The 876-nt window shown below is 75.9% G+C and carries 2 protein-coding genes; both read right to left on the bottom strand.

Annotation, left to right across the window (positions count from 1 at the left end; translation table 11 throughout):
- Positions 1-381 (bottom strand): SDR family NAD(P)-dependent oxidoreductase (locus ACYVE9_RS28750; RefSeq protein WP_461030814.1); only part of this gene is annotated, 381 nt, incomplete at its 3' end.
- Between the two features lie 98 nt (positions 382-479).
- The coding region (locus ACYVE9_RS28745; RefSeq protein WP_461030813.1) for a hypothetical protein at positions 480-876 on the bottom strand (397 nt) is incomplete at its 5' end.

Genomic DNA, 876 nt, shown 5'->3' with positions numbered 1-876 from the left:
GCCGGCCGGCAGCAGGGGCAGCGCACCGCGCAGGACGGCCATCGGAGCGAGCGCGTTGACCGTCATCAGGTGTTCCGCCACCTCCTCGGGCAGTTCCTCGGCGGGGCCGAAGGCGGCCACGCCCGTCGCGCACACCACCGCGTCCAGGCCGGACAGCTCCCGCTGCGCCCAGGTCGCCAGCGCGGCGCAGCCGTCCAGGTCATAGGCGTCGCACTGCCTGGTGGGGCGTCCGCCCAGGTCACGGGCCCGCTCGGCAAGACGCTCGGCGTCCCGGCCGGCCAGGGCCACCTGCGCGCCGCGAGTGGTGAGTTCCGCGGCGAGCGCGCCGCCGATCACGCCGGTACCGCCGACCACCAGCACCCGGGCTCCGTCGATGTCCATCCGTCCTCCGTCTCGACTTGTCCGGCCCCCAGCGTCGCCCGCGGCGCACCCGCGCACCGGGAGGACGCGCCGCACCCGCCGGGCCGCCGCCCCGGCGGTCAGCCGACCCTGGTGGTGGTGAAGGTGGAGCAGCCCTGGGCGAGCGCTCGGCCCTCCAGGCGCTGCGGGGAGGCGGGATCGTAGGAAGCGGACAGGTCGCCCATCTCGTACCCGAACGGCTGCTCGATCCAGCGTTCGCCGAAGAGCCGCAGCACACCGTCCTCCCAGGTGCCGACCATGGCGAACGAGCCGCTGGCCACCCCCGGGTTGGCGGGCACGGGGAAGAAGGTGAAGACGGCCTGCACCCCGCCGCCGGGACGGGCCTCCACCGTGAGCTCCATGCCGGTCGGACCCTGCGCGCACTCGTAGGTGCCGCGCCAGGTGCCGGCCATCGGGAGTTCTGCGGTGCCGGAGGACGGTCCGGGCCCGGCGGTGCCCCCGTCCGGGCCGTCCGTG

Source organism: Streptomyces sparsus, from assembly GCF_054776295.1.
This window is presented reverse-complemented; position numbering and strand designations above follow the sequence as displayed.